This window comes from Roseibacillus persicicus, from assembly GCF_014651675.1.
GTDB lineage: Bacteria > Verrucomicrobiota > Verrucomicrobiia > Verrucomicrobiales > Akkermansiaceae > Roseibacillus > Roseibacillus persicicus.
Genome location: NZ_BMXI01000035.1, coordinates 1 through 2,949, shown reverse-complemented (window position 1 = coordinate 2,949; position 2,949 = coordinate 1). Strand labels below are relative to the sequence as shown.

3 protein-coding genes are annotated in these 2,949 nt (G+C 49.9%); all 3 read right to left on the bottom strand.

The genetic code is table 11. The annotated features are described in order from the left end of the window. Nucleotides 1-226: 226 nt before the first annotated feature. Nucleotides 227-757: an SUKH-4 family immunity protein gene (locus IE099_RS20365; protein WP_189574599.1), complete on the bottom strand. Its 531-nt coding sequence runs from the start codon at nt 755-757 to the stop codon at nt 227-229. 139 nt (nt 758-896) lie between these two features. After that, on the bottom strand, nt 897-1,406 hold the full coding sequence (locus tag IE099_RS20360) for a HEAT repeat domain-containing protein (protein WP_189574596.1): 510 nt from the start codon (nt 1,404-1,406) through the stop codon (nt 897-899). A gap of 416 nt (nt 1,407-1,822) precedes the next feature. After that, entirely contained in the window at nt 1,823-2,389 is a 567-nt protein-coding gene (locus tag IE099_RS20355) for a DUF4304 domain-containing protein (RefSeq protein ID WP_189574593.1), read from the bottom strand. Between the last annotated feature and the right edge of the window lie 560 nt (nt 2,390-2,949).

Here is a 2,949-nt window from a genome sequence, read left to right as displayed (position 1 = left end):
ACAAATCCGAGGAATCAACTTGGAGTTCACCTCAAAGAAACCAGCGTTCCACTGCCTCGTCAAAGCAGAAAAAATCGTCCCACTAATACGATTCCAAGCGAACGTTCCAGCACACCCAATCCGACCGACTCAGCGCGCTTTCGATACTTCTACCACGCTCCCTCCTCCCGTCAACCTCCAACTCGTCAGCGCGGTCGGATTTGTGGTGCTGCGCATTGTTCGGCCATCAAATGACTTGAGAATGTTCCGTTGCCCAAATTGCAGTTTCACCAGCTGCGGGCTCGTCAATCTTCAATAGTTCGTTCATGAAGTCGAGATTGGTTCCTCCATGCATTGCCTCGGCTAATAGACATAGGGTCTCCGCGAACTGTGTAAGAGATGAATTATAAAGCCTCCTCGTCATTCCGCTTTCATGATCAAGGCTTACAATTGAACCATCGCGTTCATCTATACAGATTGGATCACCGGTTCCATTGTGTCCAAAGTACTTGTAGCACTCGAATTCATCTCCCGCTCCAGGGTTCAATTCCGAAAATAGAATTAGCGCTTCTCCTACATTGTGTGAAAACGAGAGAAAAGGTGCTGATTCGGTTGGAAAACCGACTTCGCGCAGAATCCGTAAATCCTGTTCTGGCAGATTTAATTTCTCAAGAACTTCTTTGGGGTAGGTCCCGAATTCAGCCAACTCGATTCCCATGTCCTCGGGAACTTCTGGCATCGCCTCCTTGAACCGATTTCTAAATTCTCTGGGTCCCATTTTTTCAGCCGAACGTCTCAGCACACCCAATCCGACCGACTCAGCGCGCTTTCACTACTTCTACCACGTCCCTTCCTCCAGTCAATCCCCCAACTCGCCAGCGCGGTCGGATTTGTGGTGCTGCGCATTGTTCGACCTTCTAGAGCCTCGGCGAGTAACCTAAGGACGACTCCCAATCCGGCACAAATTCTGGCTGTCCGGAAAGATACCATGTCCTCCAGCCGTCAAAGTCTCGCCCGTAATTCTGACCCGTGAGGACCTCAAGACATCCAACCCTCTCGTCTAAACTTCTCCAAGCTGTATGTCTCAGCGCCTTGATAAGATAAGGAATCGATTCAGGTCGGTTGCAGTCTCCCAGATATGAAGCCGCATTGAGCCATAGATAGTCATCGTCTGATTTGACGTGTTTGAGCGCGATTGGGATTGCCACATTAGAATTACGGTCTGCCAACACGCTATAACTGTTGAGACCATCATTCTCAGGATCGGTTTCGAGCAGCCTAAGCCAACTCGAATCTGCTATCAATCCCGGCGACTGCATTTCAATTAACGAGCCGATCATTCCGAGCTGGGCACCGTAAAAACGCACGACTACCAGCCCCGAAAGACAAGTAAATATGAGTGCGAACGCCTTCAGCTTTGTCTTCATTTTCAGTCGAACGTTTCAGTCCTGCTGAAACGACCGCTCAGAGAACTTTCGCTACTTCTATCACTTTCAAACTTCCTGTCAATAAGTCACCCAGTGCACGGTCGGTTTCAGCAGCGACGCCTTGTTCGACCCCGGCCTATCTTTCGAGCTCGCCGCTCAAGCAGCGGTCCGGGCCTGGCAGATTGGAGGCTCCGAATCATCTTTATGGATTCGCAAGCTAGATTTCTCAGTATCAATTCCCAAGTTCTTTGGTCCCGAACTCGCCGAACAAAGCATCCAACCTATTTTCGTCGAACGTCTCAGCACACCCAATCCGACCGACTCAGCGCGCTTCCACTACTTCTATCACGCTCCCTCCTCCAGTCAACCTCTGACTCGCCAGCGCGGTCGGATTTGTGGTGCTGCGCATTGTTCTGCTACGTTTTGTTTTTTGGTGTCTTAATGCCAAACAGCTTCCGCGATCCGGCAATATTGTCAGAATCCGCATCCCCTCGGATAGATGCTTCAAGGTAGCCAATTGAGTCTAAGCTCAGCGGAGTATCTGACGAACCGATAAGCACCTCGCAATCTCGGAATTGGTGGAACCAAGGCTCCCCTCGCTCGGCAACGAATCTGACCAAATCGCCGACGCACCGGTCATAGGTGCTTCCAGTCTTGGCGTTAAAGCGAAGGTGGTAGCGCCCTTCTCTAGTCAATGTCGGATCGCTGAAAGGCCCGTTGAGAGAAGCGCTGTCACAATTATCATTCAAAACCCGAATTCCAAAATGGACTCGAATATCCACTGAGAAGTTTATCGCCGCACCATAACTACTCCCCGACCTATGAAAATGGATGAACTCAACGACGTGAGGCTGCTCCCTCGTCCAGAACATCTTCTTCGTTCTCGAGAATCCAAGCGGCATAACTCGCACAGTGAACTCTTCACATGCTTTCTCAAGACCTTCACGAACGACTTGGCTAGTTGTCTTTTCTTTCCCGGCCATTTTTAAAGCAGAACGTTCAAGCACACCCAATCCGACCGACTCAGCGTGCTTTCACTACTTCTATCACGCTCCCTCTTCCAGTCAACCTCCGACTCGCCAGCGCGGTCGGATTTGTGGTGCTGCGCATTGTTCGGCATTAAGTGCGTTATATGTGGGTTCCGCCAAGCATTAACCGAACTTGTTGAACACCTATCCCTCCTAGCCCGACAGAAATCTAGCTGTAAAACTACGGCAGCTCGCCATTACAGTTCCAACAGCTACTGAAGTTTGATGGACTCTTCTCCCCACAGGAAGCGCACACTATTTCGTCTCCATCAGTATCGTTTTGCTCCTTAAAGTGCTCTCGTATAAAAGAGACCGCTAGTTTCTCTTGAGAATCATCGGCAACACAGAGCGTAGGAACCATATCTGAGACTGCAACAGAGGAACTCGAGGTGCTATCATTTCGAAGAAACCCCTTGACTCCAACAGGCTTTGCACTAGGCCGACTGTAGCGCTATCATAGTGTCGAAAGATTTCAGTCATAGTATTTTTAGCCGAACGTTCAAGCACACCCAATC